Origin of the sequence: Shewanella sp. DNRA4 (assembly GCF_012843185.1) — a bacterium.
Taxonomy (GTDB): Bacteria; Pseudomonadota; Gammaproteobacteria; order Enterobacterales; family Shewanellaceae; genus Shewanella; species Shewanella xiamenensis.
Genome location: NZ_JABAIP010000001.1, coordinates 76,656 through 93,228, shown reverse-complemented (window position 1 = coordinate 93,228; position 16,573 = coordinate 76,656). Strand labels below are relative to the sequence as shown.

The following is a 16,573-nucleotide window of genomic DNA, read 5'->3' as shown; positions in this document are numbered from 1 at the left end:
GGAGAAGTAAATGGAGGCTTTACGCCAACGTATTGAGGCCGCTTTTGAAGCGCGTGCCGACATCACACCAAGCACTGTTGACGCTAGCGTGCGTAACGATGTGCAACATGTCATCAATATGCTCGACAAGGGTGAACTGCGCGTCGCTGAAAAAATCGACGGCCAATGGCATGTTCATCAATGGTTGAAAAAGGCGGTGTTACTGTCATTCCGTATTTTTGATAACGCAGTTATCGATGGCGCCGAAACCAAATATTTTGACAAAGTGCCGTTAAAGTTTGCCGAGTATGACGAGGCCCGCTTTAAAGCCGAAGCCATCCGCGTGGTGCCTTCAGCCACTGTTCGTAAAGGCTCTTTTATCGGTAAAAACACTGTGTTAATGCCCTCTTACGTGAACCTTGGCGCCTACGTTGACGAAGGGACCATGGTTGACACTTGGGCAACCGTTGGCTCATGCGCGCAAATTGGTAAAAACGTGCATTTATCTGGTGGTGTAGGCATTGGTGGGGTATTGGAGCCGCTGCAAGCTGGCCCGACTATTATCGAAGATAACTGCTTTATCGGCGCACGCTCTGAAATTGTCGAAGGCGTTGTGGTAGAAGAAGGCTCGGTGATATCCATGGGCGTTTATATCGGCCAAAGTACCCGTATTTATGACCGTGAAACGGGCGAAATCCACTATGGCCGCGTACCAGCTGGCTCTGTAGTCGTATCCGGTAACCTGCCCTCAGCATGTGGCAAATACAGCCTATACGCTGCGATTATCGTCAAGAAAGTGGATGCAAAAACCCGCGGCAAAGTGGGGATCAACGAACTGTTACGTATCGTCGATTAATCGTTTCGCTACATTGCGGGATAACAAAATGCCAAGCAGCCTGCTTGGCATTTTTTATCTACTGAGTTCCGTTAAATTAAACGCTCGACATCCTGGCGTAACTTATTCGCCATTGCTATTGCACGCCAGCCGATTACGCCTATTGCATGTTGCGCCTTATTCACAACCACCAAAAACTCAGAGTCAGACTCATTAAGTTGCTGCAGCGCATCTTCTGAAGTCGCCACATCACTAATTAAAGGAACAGAATGCTCCATGATTTGATGAGCTTTTTTACGCAAAAAAGCCCTATCCTGTTCTCGCTCGGCTGCACTGCCTATGAGGGGGCTGAGCCAGTAGTCCAATAATCTTTGGGTGATAACGCCAATGAGGTGATGTTCTTCATCCTGTACAACAGCCACCTTAGCATGGGCGTGAGCAAGTAGTCGTTTAATGTCGGCTAACTCATGGTCCAAAGTGACTGTCACTACCGGGTCTAGCGCGGCAGAACCGATATGATCGCTAATACTAATTTCACGGTTAATAAGTACCTCTAAACAGGTTTCAACTATATCAGGATCAAATAAGGTCCCTTTACCCGCCCGAAGCACTTCTGTCATCTTCGCCAATCCCAATGAAGGACGATAGGGTCGGTGTGATAGGATTGAATCAGCAACATCGGCAACGGCAATAATTTTAGCCTCATAGAGAATCGCTTTATCCTTTAATCCCAAGGGATAACCCGATCCATCAAGCCGCTCATGATGCTGTAATATCATTTGTTTAATCGGCCAGGGAAATTCGACATCCTCTACAATTTCCGCTCCATGTTGTGGATGAGTTTGAATTAAGGCGTATTCTTCTTTGGATAATTTTGAAGGTTTAGTCAAAATCTGTGATGGTATTGCAAGCTTTCCTATGTCATGCACCAGTGCACCAATTTTTAGCCCCTCTAAACGCTGCGGCTCAAGCCCGAGCTTTTCACCTATCAGGTAGCTTAATTGGGCCACCGACTTTTGATGCCCCGCGGTATAAGCATCCTTAAGTTCTAATGCCTCGGAAATGGCGCTGATAAGCTGAGTTAACGATTGGGATAATTGCTCCTTTTGCGCCTTAATAATTTTCGACTGCCGCGATACTGCCCGTAAACTGCGGGGAAGCTCAATCGAATGCCATAAAATACTCGCAAAAGTGAGCAATGAGCGGGCATCTTGACGACTATAAGGGTCACTTCGCCCAACGACGCAAATAATTCCCATCAACCGATTTCGAAATAAAATGGGCACCGCTAAATAGCGTTCGTCAAGCAGTAATTTATCGAATACTCCCTGAGCATTCACGGGCCTGCCTAGGCTATTTTTAATGATAGGCTTAAAGTTTTGAGCGCATTCAAGCCAGACAAGACTTTCAGTTTCAGGAGCTTGAGTCTCTTCTTCGACAATTTCTGGAAGGTCAATCTTAGATTGAGGATATTGGGTTCTGGCCGCCAAGCTAAGCAATTTCGATTTTTCGTTATGTAAAATAATAAACCCATACCGACTACTGCTGAGTGCGACAGATTTGGCTACCGCAACCCGGAAAACATCCTCAGGAGAAGACCTAATCACTTCTTCAATATGCTGCAACCAAACATCGCTCGCTTGGATTACACGGCGATAATCTACGTGCAATTCTTTAATTTTGGGATCTTTAAAATTTATCTCAGATAAGATCAAGTACCATCCATTTTCAGGGACTGCATGCAAAGCGAAATGCACATTTGCGCCATTATTGTCCTGTAACTGGAAGCCTATATAACCACCGCTACTATGCTCAATATCTGCACATAAATCAGTATCAAAAGCACTGAATAACTGGCAAATAGGTTTATTAATGATTTGCGCTGCTGAGCGGTTACAGCGCTCATAAAAGGCTTGACTCATTTTTTGAACACGAAACTCTTTATCAAGTTGTGCCCAAGACAAATGCAAACCATCGGGGAGATCCATCGTTCCGACAATTAGACCGCGATTTGTTGACATCCAACCTCCATCCTTGATTAAAAATAGGAATGTAGACTCAAAAGCTCATTAGGACATAAACAAAGTAAAAATCCTATTAAACATAAGGATAGCAAAGCGAATATTAGCCGCAGACTAAAACTGAAACATAAGATCCCCATCACGGTATGCGCAGGAGTATGTTGGGGATACTCAAATCAAATTTTACACCCTAAAACACTATGGTTTTATTGCCGTAAACCACCACTTGCTCATTTAACACTAATTGCAGCGCCTTGCTGAGAACACTTTTTTCAACATCGCGCCCCGCTTTGGCCATTTCGAGTGCGCTGTAACTATGATCAACGGGGATCACATCCTGTTTGATAATCGGCCCTTCATCGAGGCAGTTGTTCACAAAATGCGCCGTCGCACCGATAATTTTCACCCCACGTTCCCAGGCTTGGCGGTAAGGAGCTGCACCAATAAAGGCTGGTAAGAAAGAGTGATGGATATTGATGATACGGTTTGGATATTCAGCAACAAAATCCGGCGTCAGCACCCGCATATATTTGGCAAGCACCAGATAGTCTGGCGCGTATTGCGACACCGCGGCCAACAACGCCTGCTCATGTTGAATTCTGTCGAGTCCTTCATGACTGACGAGATGAAAAGGAATATCAAACTTTTCAACAAGTTCTTTAAGTACATCGTGGTTGCCCACTACGGCGGCAATCTCAACATTTAAACCGCCATAATACGCTTTCATCAAGAGGTCGCCGAGACAATGTGCTTCTTTAGTGACTAATATAACAATGCGTTTCTTACCCGCACTCACTAAGGTCATATGATTTGGAACGGGTAATACTTGACGCAGATCCTGCAATAATTGCTCGCTGTTAAAGTGCCCCTCAAGCTCAGTGCGCATAAAAAATCGTCCCTGCGCATTATCCACAAATTCACTGTTTTTGATGATGTTAAGCTGATGGTTAAAGCAAACACTGGTGATTTTGGCGATAAGCCCTTGGGCATCGGCGCAATCTGTCATCAGGATTTTACGTGCTAAGGCGGGTTGTGCGTTGGATACTACATGCTGTGACTGCAAAATCTGATCTCCTCTATGGTCCCTCACTCGAGTGTGCCATAGCCAATCCGCTGATACAGCATGAAAAGCTAACTTTTTGTGTTAAAAAATGAATTTATTGTGATTTGACTTTATTAAACACAATAAATCAGTGATTAATTTTAATAAGCTTCAATGCTAACGCCGTGTATCTAAATAACGCTGTAACACTTTACGCAGGGTTTCAGCCTTAGTGCCATACACCACTTGCACACCTTTCCCCATCACAATCACTCCCTTCGCGCCTAACTGACTGAGTCGAACTTTATTAACTAACTCAGGGCTATGCACACTCAAACGTAATCGCGTTAAACAGGCATTGAGTTCAACGATGTTATCGCGACCACCTAATGCCGCAATAATTGCTCTTAAGCTCTCTTTGGAGCGATTGGCGTCATAGGATTCAAGCCGCCCTGGCGTTTTTAAATTAAATGCCAGAATACTTCCCCTAAACAAAATGTAATAAATCACCGCCGTAAGCGGCCCTAAGACTGCAAACCATCCCGTATTGCGGGACAGGGAAAATAGCAAAGTGAAGTCAACCAGTCCGTGGGAAAATACAATACTATGGTGAATATCAAGCATAATGCAGACAGAGTAAGCCAAGCCCGCCAGCATGACATGGATAAGAAACAAGATCGGCGCCACAAACATAAAGGCAAACTCAATTGGCTCAGTCACACCTGTTAACCAACTGGCTGCCGCAGCGGAAAGCATAATACCCGCCACACGATTTCGCTCCGAGGCATCAGCGCAGCGCCAAATGGCCAGTGCCGCTGCTGGTAATCCCCACATTTTAATCAGGTAGCCCCCCGCTAAATTCCCAGCTTGCGGATCACCCGCTAAATAACGCGCCACTTCACCGCGTACCACTTCTGCGTCCTGCAACTGATATTGGCCAACTTCTAAATAAAATGGTGCATTCCAAATATGATGTAGCCCTAAGGGAATGAGTAAACGCTCAAGCGCACCATAAACACCAAACGCAATTGCAGGCTTTTGGTATACAGCCCAATCAGAGACTCGCTCAATCAATAAGGAGATTGATGGCCATACATGGGCGAGTACATAACCTAACCCCATAGCCAACGGAATGATCAATAAAGAGGCGCTACGCCGCCCTTCGAAAAAGGAAAAAATCGCTGGCAGGCGAATATATTGGCTCCAACGCACCGCAAAGCAAGTCACGCCGCCAATCAGCATGCCGCCAGCAATCCCAGTATCTAAGGTATCCATGCCAAGAACTAACTGAGTTGGCAATTGGTATAGGTCAGCTAAAGCAGCCAAGGTTGCTGTCAACACCCCATAGCCAAACACCGCGGTAAATGCAGCAATCCCTTGATCTCGACAAAAACCAATCGCCACCGCCACCGCAAACAAAATCGGCATAATCGCGAAGATCAGCTTACCCACAGCCAGCATTAATACATTAAGTACTTCAGGCATAAAGGGGATTGGGCTTACCGTCAACCCCAACATAACCCCAGCCGCGGGTAAAATGGCAATAGGGATTAACAGCGCTTGGCTTAAGCGCTGAGCAAATTTAAACCACTGCTGAGTGACCAAATGGCCTAAGCGGCGCGCTCGGATTTGACGACTTGGTTCCAGCTTTGCAGCCATTTTATCGCTTCGACCTCAGGTTCCATGGTTTCACAGGCGTCAATATCGAGACGCTCCACAACGGCTTTTGCGCCTAATTCACTCAGCAATGCATCCACTGACTTGCCTGCACCACAAAAGGTATCGTAACTTGAATCTCCCAGCGCAATAACACTGTATTTCAGCTCTGGCAAATAGGGAGCTGTTGTTTGGAGATGATAAAACCAAGGCTGGATATCATCGGGTAAATCCCCCTGCCCGGTGGTTGAGGTGACAACCACTAACAGCTCATCCTGTGGTGGTGTAAATTGGCTAATTTCATTCGGTTGCCACAATCTGGCTTCATAACCAAGTTCTGTCAGCGCTTTTTCTAAGGTTTCGGCGGTAAATTGTGCGCTACCATACACAGTGCCAAAGATCAGATTAACTTTTTTCATGATATACTCCGTCCCACATGCGTAAACGCAACTCAGCTGAAGTTACTTTATTGTTATGCTTTAGGGCAAGCAGCAAGGTAAAATTTTATAAATTAAATCAAGTTATTGAGCATGAGGAACTAAACTGATGCGACAGAGCAATAGGCAAAAACACCTCAAGCACCAACATAAAAGCACTCAAATTAGACGTAAACATTACTTTCATGCCGCACAGCAAAACCTGCAAACGCCACTTAAGCCCACCACGGGATTTTCAAGCTTAGTCACCTTAATGCAAGAACTAAAGCTAGCGAGTAGCTAAGCTGTTAACATCAGGGCCAACAGCAAGTGAACAGACCACACTATCTTAGTCACGCAAATAAACACGTGGCGACCTAATACATTTCAGCTTAACCCGCAATCAATATGCTCGGTGTGGAAGATAATGCGCTGTCATCCCAACCAAGGCGAGCAAAAACGGTTTCCCATTCAGGCTCAAGCTCTGTTTCAATGCTTAAGCGCTCATGGGTTATCGGGTGAGTGAAGGTTAACTTTTTCGCAATCAACCATAGTCGATTGATGTCAAAATGGGTTCTAAAAAATGCATTTTGCTTACCATCACCATGGGTGGTATCACCAATAATCGGATGGCGTAAGTGCGCCATATGGCGTCTTAGTTGATGCTTGCGCCCCGTTTTAGGACTCAGTTTAACTAAAGCAAATCGACTCGTTGCATAACGTCCTGACGGATAGGGGATTTCAGCATTGAGTAGCGGTTCATATTGAGTCACCGCTTCTTGGGCCGCTTTATCTTGATTTGAGAACTTATCCGCCACTTCATCCAATTCCACCTTGAGCGCATAATCCAATACACCACTCTCGTGCATATTGCCACGCACCAACGCTAGGTACTGTTTTTCGATACTATGGTCGGCAAATTGTTCGCAAAGCGCGTTAGCCACTTCACTATTTTTGGCAAATAACAACACGCCAGAGGTCGGTCTATCTAAACGATGTACAGGAAACACATGACACCCCACCAGATCGCGTGTTAATTGCATCGCAAAAAAACGTTCACGGCGTGCCAAATAACTGCGATGCACCAGCAATCCCGCAGGTTTGTGGATAGCAACGAGATGCTCGTCTTGATATAAAATGTGCAGTTCAGGCGCGGCTTCTACATCATCACTATCGGTATTCAATTGCTTACTCTCTGGTATATCTAACCAGATATCATCTTGGTTCATTTAACAATATATCCAATTCATTTAAGACACCGATTAAGGGTGTTAATGTCGCCTGCTCAGACCACACATGTTCAGCCATAGGCGCAATGGCAATTTGGCTAGGCAAGGGTTGTCCAGCATCGATCAATGCTTGCATTCGCGGGATAAAGATAAACTGTAACCATTGTTCAAACGACATAAGATCGCAGGCAAACGGCGCAATACTGGCCATCGCTTTATCACTTGGCGCATTGGCCGACCAAAGTCCAACACCTTGGAGCTCGTGAATAATTTGGGCTAATTTTATTTGAGTTTGGCTGTAAAGCATCAATGTAACGTCCTTTAGCTCGCAGTCAATAGAAGATAACGCTCAGCGACAGGGGGCGATAAAAGTGTGGCAATCATACCATCGTGAACAACTTCCCCCTATAATGTCGCCAATTTATTGAGCCTTTTTGATTGATATAGCAGCCAAATGACTGAAATTACTACGCTTAGCCAATTTTTAACGACAGCCAAAACCCAATTCCAAGTCTATGAACTGGGTCGAAGGGTACAGCACATCGACATGTTGGCCTTCCATCAAATCGAATCTCTAGCCACACCTTATCCCTACCCCATTCAAGGCCATGCACAGTTTGCCATTGTTTTTTGGAATGAAAGCCAGCAGCATTTTATTTGGTTCCTCAAGCTTCCTTTAGATGAGCAAGGCCTGCTCTCGCCTGCACCCCGTTCACAATTTATTGAAATGGTACTCACGGCACTGGGACAAGATCCAACTCAGCCATTAACCGATGAACAGCAGGATCGCCTCGCCAATAATCCATTTAGTTTTAAACCTAGCCAAGAGAAACTAGCGTTATTCAACGCCTTAGTGCGTAAGCAATTAGGATTAAAGGCATCAATCCAATATGAATTTGCCATGCAATACTTATCAGGCCAAATTGCTCCGAGTGAATGGCAACATATTGGCCTGCAAGGTTTGAGCGATGTTTGTGTCCGTCTCAATGAATTAGATCATGAGCAACATATCCTTGCCAGTTTTGACCATGCCGCCATTGAAGTGCAAATCGCTCTATGCCAGTGCCTCGAACATCTACAGTTGACTGAGGCTATTGCGGAGAAGATCTTTAGTAAGTTCATCAAGGCACCTAATGAGTACCAATCCTATTACATGCGAGCATTAGCATCACAGTCTGAATTAAGCCAACAAGCCTTAGCCCACTTACAGCATACAGACCAGCTTGATGCAAACGCCCTCATCAGTATTGCAGGTCGAAATTGGTCGATACTAAAGCAAGAGCTGAGTCGCAGTATTTACTTAGAAGCACTTGCACTTCAGCCGCAAGCCTTTTTTAATCAGGTCTTTGCTGATATTGTGGCTATTCCTAATTTACGCAATCACTTACTGCGTGAATTACGAAATCCCAATCGTAGTGTTCAACTATCACAAGCCATTGGTGGCTTGTTTAAGGCTGCAAGTAAATGATGTCAGATCTTCTGTTAATTATTGCGCTGATTGTCGTTGCCGCTTTCTTTTGGCAACTTCGTCAAATGGCAGAATTAAGCCGTATTTTTGCTGAAAAAGAATGCTGTAGACAAAAAGTACAACTATTGGCGATCGCAATGGAAACCGCTAGTCCTAGCCTTGGCGGCACTACCGGGATCTGTTGGAAGGCAAAGTATCTATTCGAGTTCAGCACAGATGGTATAAATCAATATCGTGGTCATATATGGATGCTAGGTAAAAAAATTCAAAAGATTGAATGGCCTATATTCCCAGAACCCGAATGGCAAGAAGCACCGACGGCGAAAGGTAAATTTGGTGGCTGTGGGAGCCAGAGTAGTTGTAGCTCGGGCAAGTGCCATTAAGCCACTGTAGTTGACCTTTGAGCTGAATTGATAACGCCAATAACACTCAGCCATAGCTCGGTTCAATATCTGCATCATCTGTATGAATACCAAAAAGAAAGGGCGTGATCCTAAGATCACGCCCTTCTGTTCTTTGTTAAGCTATCCCGCTATTTTCATGCTCCCTGCACCATCCATGCGTCAACTTGCATCCTGCATCATCCCTGTTCAATCCTTGATATCTCCCTGTACTCAAGTACATCCCTATCTCTTGGCGTTCCTTTTACCAAGCTTGCTCTTTCCTGAGCGGTTCCAGCATCATCCATGAAATAGGTTAAGTTGCCTCCTTTCTGCTGCACTCCTTGTGCCATCGCAATCCTGTGCAACTAGGCTATCTATCCGTGATAGTCTATCCTTCCGTGGTTCGTAACGCTTTCATCCTGAAAGTCTTTCCTTACCATTCCGTGAGTGTTAATCCGTTAAACACTGTCCGGCCATCCTGACCGCTAACATCCTGTTGTCTCTCGCTCCCTCTGCAAATCAATCTTAGGATAGTCATGATGAAATTTGCGCTAGTTAAAATAAAAAGATAAACCGCAATAATAACGACATAATTAAAAGCAAAACCTAACACACTGATTAAACTATATTTGATGGAATATGACGGTTTTTATCAGTCAAAAAACTTACAAATTACTTACATACTTGTGAGACATATCTCACAAAGGAACTGGCAATTTTAATCCTCTCAACTAATTTAGTTTGCTTGCCAATAAAGACTCAGAACCAACCAAGCCGTAAATCGCCGCATAAAGGAGCAATAATCGACAATCTCTTTTATCCCACTACCGTTAAAATTATAAAAATGGACATTTTGACACAGAATTATGAACAGCCTCTAAGCGACGCCAAGTTCCATATACTTTGGTTAGTATCAACCACTAGAACCAAGCAACTCAAAAGTATCATTGCGCATTGTTATCAATGCATAAGCGGGTTGATATTACAATCTTGATGAGCTGTGAACTGGGTGATTGGACGGATTTGCAATTCAATATTTATAAGATGCCTAGATACAAGCTGCAGCTTCAAAAGACAAAAAAGAAAAGGGCGTACTGTGTACGCCCCATTTATTCTCTGTAAGCCATCCTGCTTATTTGTGCTCCCTGCACCATCCATGCGTTTACGTGCATCCTACAGCATCCCTGTATCCCTAATCCTCCCTGTGTTATGGCTTAACCATAACACTCAATCCTTTGACCCGGAAATCCTATTCCGGCACCAGTCACATCCTATGACTCATTCCATAATGCATCCTGCTCAATGCCTTCCATAGACGAGTACAAGCTGTTCACCCTTATACTTATCCCTTAACTCGATACATCCTGCACCGAGTACATGTTTAATCCTTAAGCTTGTCCTTTATCATCCTGAAACCTGTCGTCCTAACAAGTATTATATCCTGTATCATCCTTGACAAAGCTATCCTGCTTTTCCTTAGCCTATCCTTGGTTTATGACAGTTTTCCTACCGCCAGAGGTTCAAATCCAAGAACCTAAATTAGTTGCTTCTTGCGTCCGTTTCGCCCGTATTGCAATCCGTGCTATCCATGTGTTTTGGCGACAAATAAATTCTACGTGAATTCTGTCTTTGTTGTTCCCCCATAAGAACAACAACCCAGGAAAATCTCATTCAACCAGCAAGATGGAATTTGTAACAAATTGAAATTAAACAACTTTTAAAGCTGCAGATTATAAAACAATCAACAAGAAAACATATTGTCTTACAGGCTTTGTAAGCGATCTCTCACACGCTTGTCAGCTTCTTACCGGAATATCAGATTCAATACTTTACTTTTCCCAAAAGAATTTGGACAAACATCACCCAATCCCCCATCAAGCTGTACAAAGGATATTGAAAGGTCGCAGGTCGATTATGCTCAAAGACAAAATGACCAACCCAAGCAAATCCATACCCCACTAGCGGGATCAGCATCAACAACCACCATACGGCAGTGATAAATGCAGCCCCTAATAATAACAATACCAGAATACTTCCAATAAAATGTAGCCGCCGACAACGACTGTCTTGATGCTGGGAGAGATAGAAAGGATAAAACTCAGCGAAAGAGCGATAACGTTCATTCATCTTGTTGGCCTGTATAAAAAAGTAATTGCCCAGCCACACTACCAATAGTCAATTCACCCAAGAAAACAAAATCATGTTGTTTAAATAAATGCATATGAGCTTCCTGCGAGGTGAATACCCCAATACCTTCAAGATTTGGCTGCTCATCGCACCAACTCACTACCGCTTGAACAAGTTGATGGCCCAGCCCTTTACCTTGCTCGTTTGGCGCTAAAGCAATAAATTGCAAAATCCCACAACGCTGGCTGGGTAACAGTTCCAAAATAATCGATTCCTTTTTCATCATAGCTTGGGTCGATTGCCACCCCGTACCCAGCAACATTTTGAGCCGCCAGTGCCAATAGCGACCTTCTCCGAGTGGCACTTCTTGGGTGACAACGCAAGCAACCCCCACTAAATGAGCACCATCGAAGAGTCCGATTAAGGCCTGCTTTTGTTGCCATAGAGTATTGAGTTCTTCGCGAATTGCGGCGCGTAATTTTTGTTCGTAGGCAAATTTATCTGCGGTGGATAACGCATTAATAAAAAAGGGATCATCGTGATACGCATTGTAGATAATTGAAGCGGCCAAGCGTAAATCTTCTGCGGTGAGATAAACGGCACGATACTCATCCAAGGTTTTATTGTCCATTGTTAGAATTCCTTGATTTAGATCACACTCTTATGAGTCTTTATCAATGTATCAAGGAAACCAAAAAGTGCAAATTTTAATCATTGATTGCATTTCCTAAAGAGATGCATAACCTAGATAAAAAGCTAACCAAGGGAGAGATCGAATGGATACTACACCAATTGATTTAAGCCATCTATTTGAACAACTGGGATTAGAGAACCAACCCAATGCTATTGCGCAATTTATTGCGACTCACAAGCTTGCAGCACAAATACACTTAACTGAAGCGTCTTTTTGGACACAAGCGCAAAAGAGTTTTCTCGTCGAAGCCTTAGAGGCTGATGCACAATGGACCGAACTGATTGAGCAGCTTGATGCTCAGTTAAGAAAGCCCTAATTTTTAGGGCTTTCAAGTGTATTTTGGGGCAGTTGGGGTTAAATCTTTTGATACGCAGTGTCGCCCCAACCTACTAAAACATGGTTACTCAACACTACAGGCGTACATTCATCCTTAGTGGTTTTACCGTCACTGTGGGAGTGCTGAGTGCGATAAAAGAGGACCAACACTTCTTTATCTGCTTGTCCTGCGCTTTGTTGTAAATAGGACTCGCTAAAGTCTGCAGCTCCCATTAGCGTCATCACTTGGTCTTTGCTCATGCCAAGGCTGAGCTTAGTCAGATTAGTGCGGTTTTTATCCTGTGTTTTTTCCCAAGATTCGCTACTATCCCACTTAGATTCACCATCGCCGACATTGACCACACAACCGCTAAGACCTAAGCTTGCTAACCCTAAAAACGTGACCGCGATGAGTTTGCGATTAATATTTGCGTTCATATTATGACTTCCTGTGTACTTGTTATAAAAATTGTTAAAAAGCAAAATCAATGCCAAACAGCAATGTATTGATTTATAAGAACTAAAATAACCACATCACAGTAAGTTAGTGAAAAACACGATATACATTAAGGAATTTCACTTATTATGAGTCCCATTGACCAAGTGTTAGCTGCAGCGTGCGCACTCGAAGCCAGCGGTAAAACCCCAAGCCTTGCCCTGATAAAAAGCCGCGTCGGTAACAAAATCCCCATGCCGCTGTTAATCCAAGGATTACAGCAGTTTAAATCGATACCCAAAGCCGAGCGGGAGCGTTTAGCTGCCCAATCACAGCCCGTGGTTGAAGAGACACATACCGCCGAAGCTTCACCACTCACAGTCGCCACACTGGCGCAACAGTTAGCCCAGTTGCAACAAGGCATTGAACAGGCCCTCGCGTTAAAAAACAACGAGATCATGCAACTCAGAAATGAACTTATCGAGCTGAAACAACATGTCAGTCAACTCGAATCCCAAGGAAAATCCGCTTAATGTTTGTCACCGAATTGCGCTTTGAATGCTTTGCCGATACCACTATCAGTGCGGCAGAACGTGCCATAAATCAATTGCTCGAAGCCTACCGCGCTAATGGCCAAATCCTCGGCCGCGAATTTGCCGTAGCCTTTAATGAGGGCGAATTTCGAGTACGCCTACTCACGCCGGAAAAAAACAGTTTGGCCCATCGTTACCACAGCCCTTGGGTGAAAAAAGCGCTGGCGGAATTAACCGAGGCTAAACTACTGGCGCCACGTGAAAAGTTTATCGGTCAGGATATTAATTCTGAGGTCAGTAACACTGAGCCACCCAGCTGGCAGTTGCTCTACACCAGCTATGTGCATATGTGTTCCCCCCTGCGTAGTGGTGATAACTTATTGCCTATTCCGCTGTATCAAATCCCTGCGACCTTTAATGGCGATCATAAGCGAGTTATCCGCTGGCAAACCGAGTGGCAAGCCTGTGATGAGTTACAAATGGCGGCCGCCACTAAGGCAGAATTTGCAGCGCTAGAAGAATTATCTAGCCCAAACAGTGATTTATTTAGACGAGGTTGGGACTTACGCGGCCGAATCGAATACCTTACTAAAATTCCCACTTACTATTATTTGTATCGCGTCGGAGGGCAGGATCTGCAATCTGAGCTGGCACGCCCCTGCCCGCGTTGTGGCAGCCACGACTGGAAACTCGATGAACCGCTATTAGATATGTTCCACTTTCGCTGCGAACCTTGCCGCATAGTGTCTAACTTGTCTTGGGATCATCAATAGCCTTGCCTTATTGAAGCGTAAACTCGACAGGCTAGATATGCATGTCGAGTTTACTATGTTTAGGCCTTGCTGCATTTCAACGCGCTTAACGCTTACCAATCAGGTTGTGCCACATACGTTTAAAGCTGGCAAAAATCCCAGGATGCTCGAGCGCTGGCATAGGCAATTCTTCATGTTTCACGGGTGGCGCGATACGTGGCGATAACGCCTCAATAAACGCCGCTAAACTCGGCGCCAATTGGGTAGAGGGAAGCTCGCCGGGGATTTCCACCCATACACTACCATCGGCATTATCCACCGTTAGCATCTTATCGCCCTCATCAAGCAAACCAATAAACCAGGTGGGCGGTTGCTTAAGTTTTTGCTTCATCATTAAGTGACCGATGATATTTTGCTGCAACGCGTCAAAATCCGCCTCGTTCCATACCTGTAGTAATTCTCCTGTGCCCCATGGTGAATCAAATAGCACGGGCGCCGCAAAATACTCACCATAGAAGTAATTGATATCAGACCATAATTTAAGTTCAAGTGCATGCTCAACATTCGCAAAGCTGCCTACTTGTTCACGTTTAACAGGTAACCAGCTCACCGCATCATCGGATGATTCATCAAACTCTCCTTGAATGCACAAAGATGGCTCACCTCGCGGGTAATATCGCGGTAATTCGCCTAAAGTTGATAGGTAAGACTGATGATAGTTTTGCAAAAATTTATCGAGAGCAGGCAGACAAGACACTTAAGCACAATCCAATTTCGGGTATAATGTGCGCCTATTTTGACATGGAAACAGTATTGATGACACAGAATCACGATCCCTATAGTGATGCAAAAGAACTTGCGAGCTTAACTTTAGGTAAAGCTACTGATTACCAAGCCGAGTATGATGCATCGCTGCTGCAAGGGGTTCCTCGCTCACTTAACCGTAACGCTATCAACCTGACTGCGGAGAGTTTACCTTTCCACGGAGCCGATATCTGGACGGCCTATGAGCTGTCTTGGCTAAATGCCAAGGGTAAACCTATGGTGGCTATCGCCGACATTCAGCTAAGTCATGCAAGCCAAAATCTGATCGAGTCAAAATCCTTCAAACTGTATTTAAACAGTTTTAATCAAACCAAATTCGACAATCTCGATGCGGTGCAAAAAACCTTAGTTAAAGATCTAAGTGAATGTGCCCAAGGCGATGTTAACGTTAAGATTATTGAGCCTAAAAGTTTTGGAATTCAACGTGTCGTCGAACTGCCAGGCACTTGCATTGACGATCTGGATATTGAAGTCAGTGATTATGATTTTAATCCTGATTATCTTGAAAACAGCACAGATGAAAAACAGATTGTCGCAGAGACACTCAATTCTAATCTATTGAAATCAAACTGCTTAATTACCTCTCAACCCGATTGGGGCAGTGTGATGATCCGTTATCAAGGGCCAAAAATCGATCGCGAAAAATTACTGCGCTATTTGATTTCGTTCCGCCAACATAATGAGTTTCACGAACAGTGTGTCGAGCGAATTTTTGTCGACCTAAAACATTACTGTCACTGTGCTAAGTTAACTGTATACGCCCGCTACACCCGTCGTGGCGGCTTAGACATTAACCCCTACCGCAGTGACTTTGAGCATCCGGGTGAAAGCCACAGGTTAGCCAGACAGTAATAGATACCTTCTTACAACAATAAGATAAGCACGCAAAAAGCGCTGATTCACTCGCTACGAGCCTGAACCAGCGCTTTTTCATTTGTTGTCATGGTACTGGCACTAAGTAATAAGCTTCGTAACCATTGATGACTCGGGTTTTGGGTATATTTACTGCTCCACACCATATATAAATCAATTGGTCTTGTTTTTAGTGGCATAGGTAGTATTTGTAAGCCAAACATTTCAGCGTATTGACTGGCATAACGTAAAGGGGCGATACCTATCGCCTCACTTTTACCTACGGTTGCAAACATACTTAATAGAGAGGACTGTTCACTGTACATCCTGCGCCTTGGTAACACGCCTTCAGTAAACAAATCCCCCGCCGTCAAATTAAAACGCCGCAAATTTAAAAATACGTGTTTCTCCTCAAAATACTGTTGATGAGTAATGGCTCCATGAATACGAGGATGCTGCTTACTGGCAATACAGACTAAACTTTCAGTAAAGAGTAATTTGCTTGAGAGCAAAGTTTGCTGAGCGGGTTTAATATCGATCGCCACCGCAACCTGCTCAAGCAAGATATCACGATATAACTCAGCCTCCTGTGGCGGCGACTCACGAAAAATCACTTCGATATCCGCATCCAACAATAAAGCTTGCACACCTGCTTGCAGCGTTTCAATAACCGACTCATTGGCATATACATAAAAGCGCCGCTGGCTTGAGCGGGGATCAAAATGCTCAAACCCAAGTAATACGGTTTCGATATCGGCCATGGGTTGCTCAAACTTGCGATACATCTCTCGAGCTACTGCGGTTGGTTCAATTCCACGCCCAACCCGAGTAAACAGCGACTCTCCTACCCATGATCTCAATCGGCCAATGGCATTACTCACGGAAGACTGAGTTAAATCTAACTCCTGCGCCGCTTGGGTAAACGAACGTGTACGATAAACCACCATAAACACACGTAATAAGTTTAAATCTAACGGCTTTTGTGTCGGCATAGGGGAAACACTCATTCA

At 44.5% G+C, this 16,573-nt stretch carries 19 protein-coding genes; 8 read left to right on the top strand and 11 right to left on the bottom strand.

The window, feature by feature from the left end:
• The first annotated feature begins 10 nt into the window (after window positions 1-10).
• Window positions 11-835: a 2,3,4,5-tetrahydropyridine-2,6-dicarboxylate N-succinyltransferase gene (gene dapD, locus HG547_RS00375; RefSeq protein ID WP_037416726.1), complete on the top strand. Its 825-nt coding sequence runs from the start codon at window positions 11-13 to the stop codon at window positions 833-835.
• A 71-nt stretch (window positions 836-906) separates the two neighbouring features.
• Here dapD and HG547_RS00370 read toward each other — a convergent pair whose 3' ends face one another.
• The 4 genes from HG547_RS00370 to HG547_RS00355 all read right to left on the bottom strand — a co-directional run bounded on the left by HG547_RS00370 (window position 907) and on the right by HG547_RS00355 (window position 5,952).
• Window positions 907-2,835, bottom strand: coding sequence for an HD domain-containing phosphohydrolase (locus tag HG547_RS00370; protein ID WP_169546553.1), 1,929 nt, complete (start codon window positions 2,833-2,835; stop codon window positions 907-909).
• Window positions 2,836-3,025: 190 nt separating this feature from the next.
• Window positions 3,026-3,841: a formyltetrahydrofolate deformylase gene (purU, locus tag HG547_RS00365; RefSeq protein WP_037416965.1), complete on the bottom strand. Its 816-nt coding sequence runs from the start codon at window positions 3,839-3,841 to the stop codon at window positions 3,026-3,028.
• A gap of 213 nt (window positions 3,842-4,054) precedes the next feature.
• Window positions 4,055-5,536 (bottom strand): PTS transporter subunit EIIC, encoded by a 1,482-nt coding sequence (locus HG547_RS00360; RefSeq protein WP_144375576.1) that lies wholly within the window; start codon window positions 5,534-5,536, stop codon window positions 4,055-4,057.
• Window positions 5,488-5,952, bottom strand: a complete 465-nt coding sequence (locus tag HG547_RS00355; RefSeq protein WP_037416717.1) for a flavodoxin — start codon at window positions 5,950-5,952, stop codon at window positions 5,488-5,490. The genes HG547_RS00360 and HG547_RS00355 overlap by 49 nt, the downstream gene beginning before the upstream one ends.
• Window positions 5,953-6,079: 127 nt before the next feature.
• On the opposite strand from HG547_RS00355, the gene HG547_RS00350 reads away from it, so the two are divergent.
• Entirely contained in the window at window positions 6,080-6,253 is a 174-nt protein-coding gene (locus tag HG547_RS00350) for a hypothetical protein (RefSeq protein WP_037416714.1), read from the top strand.
• Window positions 6,254-6,341: 88 nt separating this feature from the next.
• Here the strand turns inward: HG547_RS00350 and truC are convergent, their stop codons facing one another.
• Both truC and HG547_RS00340 read right to left on the bottom strand, forming a co-directional pair.
• Window positions 6,342-7,178, bottom strand: a complete 837-nt coding sequence (gene truC / locus HG547_RS00345; protein WP_037416711.1) for a tRNA pseudouridine(65) synthase TruC — start codon at window positions 7,176-7,178, stop codon at window positions 6,342-6,344.
• The gene (locus HG547_RS00340; protein ID WP_169546552.1) at window positions 7,165-7,485 is read right to left on the bottom strand and encodes a YqcC family protein; all 321 of its coding nucleotides are present in this window, start codon (window positions 7,483-7,485) and stop codon (window positions 7,165-7,167) included. Before HG547_RS00340 ends, truC begins: the two co-directional genes overlap by 14 nt.
• A gap of 147 nt (window positions 7,486-7,632) precedes the next feature.
• On the opposite strand from HG547_RS00340, the gene HG547_RS00335 reads away from it, so the two are divergent.
• Both HG547_RS00335 and HG547_RS00330 read left to right on the top strand, forming a co-directional pair.
• Window positions 7,633-8,646, top strand: a complete 1,014-nt coding sequence (locus HG547_RS00335; protein ID WP_037416706.1) for a DUF3549 family protein — start codon at window positions 7,633-7,635, stop codon at window positions 8,644-8,646.
• Window positions 8,643-9,029, top strand: coding sequence for a DUF3301 domain-containing protein (locus HG547_RS00330; RefSeq protein WP_169546551.1), 387 nt, complete (start codon window positions 8,643-8,645; stop codon window positions 9,027-9,029). Before HG547_RS00335 ends, HG547_RS00330 begins: the two co-directional genes overlap by 4 nt.
• Window positions 9,030-10,850: 1,821 nt before the next feature.
• Here HG547_RS00330 and HG547_RS00325 read toward each other — a convergent pair.
• Together HG547_RS00325 and HG547_RS00320 are read right to left on the bottom strand one after the other, a co-directional pair.
• Window positions 10,851-11,156 (bottom strand): DUF962 domain-containing protein, encoded by a 306-nt coding sequence (locus tag HG547_RS00325; RefSeq protein ID WP_169546550.1) that lies wholly within the window; start codon window positions 11,154-11,156, stop codon window positions 10,851-10,853.
• Window positions 11,149-11,787: a GNAT family N-acetyltransferase gene (locus HG547_RS00320; RefSeq protein ID WP_037430045.1), complete on the bottom strand. Its 639-nt coding sequence runs from the start codon at window positions 11,785-11,787 to the stop codon at window positions 11,149-11,151. The genes HG547_RS00325 and HG547_RS00320 overlap by 8 nt, the downstream gene beginning before the upstream one ends.
• Window positions 11,788-11,932: 145 nt before the next feature.
• Between HG547_RS00320 and HG547_RS00315 the strand changes: the two genes are divergently transcribed.
• Window positions 11,933-12,166: a DUF2789 domain-containing protein gene (locus HG547_RS00315; protein WP_169546549.1), complete on the top strand. Its 234-nt coding sequence runs from the start codon at window positions 11,933-11,935 to the stop codon at window positions 12,164-12,166.
• A 38-nt stretch (window positions 12,167-12,204) separates the two neighbouring features.
• Here the strand turns inward: HG547_RS00315 and HG547_RS00310 are convergent, their stop codons facing one another.
• Window positions 12,205-12,603, bottom strand: coding sequence for a DUF3192 domain-containing protein (locus tag HG547_RS00310; protein WP_047534614.1), 399 nt, complete (start codon window positions 12,601-12,603; stop codon window positions 12,205-12,207).
• A gap of 147 nt (window positions 12,604-12,750) precedes the next feature.
• Between HG547_RS00310 and HG547_RS00305 the strand changes: the two genes are divergently transcribed.
• Together HG547_RS00305 and HG547_RS00300 are read left to right on the top strand one after the other, a co-directional pair.
• Window positions 12,751-13,134 carry a hypothetical protein gene (locus tag HG547_RS00305; RefSeq protein ID WP_169546548.1) on the top strand — a complete coding sequence of 128 codons (384 nt, stop codon included), beginning with the start codon at window positions 12,751-12,753 and terminating at the stop codon, window positions 13,132-13,134.
• Complete coding sequence (locus HG547_RS00300) at window positions 13,134-13,907, top strand: Zn-ribbon-containing protein (RefSeq protein WP_037416681.1); 774 nt, start codon at window positions 13,134-13,136, stop codon at window positions 13,905-13,907. Before HG547_RS00305 ends, HG547_RS00300 begins: the two co-directional genes overlap by 1 nt.
• A gap of 85 nt (window positions 13,908-13,992) precedes the next feature.
• Here the strand turns inward: HG547_RS00300 and syd are convergent, their stop codons facing one another.
• Window positions 13,993-14,643 carry a SecY-interacting protein gene (syd, locus tag HG547_RS00295; RefSeq protein ID WP_169546547.1) on the bottom strand — a complete coding sequence of 217 codons (651 nt, stop codon included), beginning with the start codon at window positions 14,641-14,643 and terminating at the stop codon, window positions 13,993-13,995.
• Between the two features lie 59 nt (window positions 14,644-14,702).
• On the opposite strand from syd, the gene queF reads away from it, so the two are divergent.
• On the top strand, window positions 14,703-15,563 hold the full coding sequence (gene queF / locus HG547_RS00290; RefSeq protein WP_037416675.1) for an NADPH-dependent 7-cyano-7-deazaguanine reductase QueF: 861 nt from the start codon (window positions 14,703-14,705) through the stop codon (window positions 15,561-15,563).
• 47 nt (window positions 15,564-15,610) lie between these two features.
• Here queF and HG547_RS00285 read toward each other — a convergent pair whose 3' ends face one another.
• Window positions 15,611-16,555 carry a LysR family transcriptional regulator gene (locus tag HG547_RS00285; protein WP_088585831.1) on the bottom strand — a complete coding sequence of 315 codons (945 nt, stop codon included), beginning with the start codon at window positions 16,553-16,555 and terminating at the stop codon, window positions 15,611-15,613.
• Between the last annotated feature and the right edge of the window lie 18 nt (window positions 16,556-16,573).